At 48.8% G+C, this 1,061-nt stretch carries 1 protein-coding gene; it reads left to right on the plus strand.

Features of this window, described 5'->3' with window-relative positions:
• Positions 1-107: 107 nt before the first annotated feature.
• Positions 108-1,052 (plus strand): IS30 family transposase, encoded by a 945-nt coding sequence (locus DIJ65_RS16150; RefSeq protein WP_071151847.1) that lies wholly within the window; start codon positions 108-110, stop codon positions 1,050-1,052.
• Positions 1,053-1,061 lie beyond the last annotated feature (9 nt).

Consider the following 1,061-nt stretch of genomic DNA (forward strand, 5'->3'; position numbering starts at 1 on the left):
GACGAATTGTAATATTAAGTGCAACACCCTACAAAACAAAAAAAGGGCCCATGACAGATTCGTGTAAAATGTAAGTTACCACACCAACACTACACGGAGGTTCTGTCATGAGCTACGTCCATCTTACCATATCAGAACGCGTCAAAATAGAAACCCTCGCGGATTTGAATTACTCGATCCGAGAAATCGCCCACAAATTGGGACGCAGTCCCTCTACCGTTTCGCGTGAATTGAAGCGTTGCGAAAGCGAGAGCCCTTATCAAGCAGAATCCGCCCAGGAAACCTACGCTGGCAAGAAAAAGAACTGTGGCGCGAAGTCCAAAGGAACTGAAGAAACGGTGGCTCTTATCCAGCAGAAGCTTGACGAGACCTGGTCCCCGGAACAGATCGCCAACCGGCTGTTCGAAGGAACGCTCTGCTTTAAAACCATTTACCGCTGGATTTATGACGGGTTGATTCAGGTGCCGCTAACCGTGCTGCGCCAGAAAGGCAAACGGCGGAAACCACAAGAAACGCGTGGCCGTTTTACCATTGGCACACCGATTGCCAAACGACCGAAAGAGGTCCGGAAACGAGAAACCTTCGGTCACTGGGAACTGGATACCGTCGTCTCCAGCCGCGGAAAAAGCAAAGCCTGTGTCGCCACCTTCATTGAACGTAAAACCCGCTGGTATAGCGCCATCAAAATGACGGACCGCACCTCAGCTTCTATGGAAAAAGCGGTTCATATCTTGTGCCAGCGCTTTCCGAAGGAAAGCTTTCTAACGGCCACCACCGACCGGGGCAAAGAATTCAGCTGTTACAGTTCACTTCAAAAAGATCTGGACATCCAGGTATACTTTGCGGATCCCTATTCTTCTTGGCAGCGCGGTAGCAACGAAAACGGTAATGGTCTTTTGCGTGAATTCTTCCCAAAGAAAACCGATTTCGCCACCATCAGTGAAGAAGAATTAAACGAAGCACTCCGACTAATCAATAACCGGCCACGAAAATGCTTGAAGTGGCGAACAGCAAACGAAGCATTCATGGACGAAGTGTTGCACTTAATTTGACAAACTATC

It is taken from the genome of Planococcus salinarum (genome assembly GCF_007004625.1).
GTDB lineage: Bacteria > Bacillota > Bacilli > Bacillales_A > Planococcaceae > Planococcus > Planococcus salinarum.

Excerpts from the sequence above, each read along its gene's own strand:
- DIJ65_RS16150 (WP_071151847.1), top strand. The coding sequence starts at position 108 with ATGAGCTACGTCCATCTTACCATATCAGAACGCGTCAAAATAGAAACC.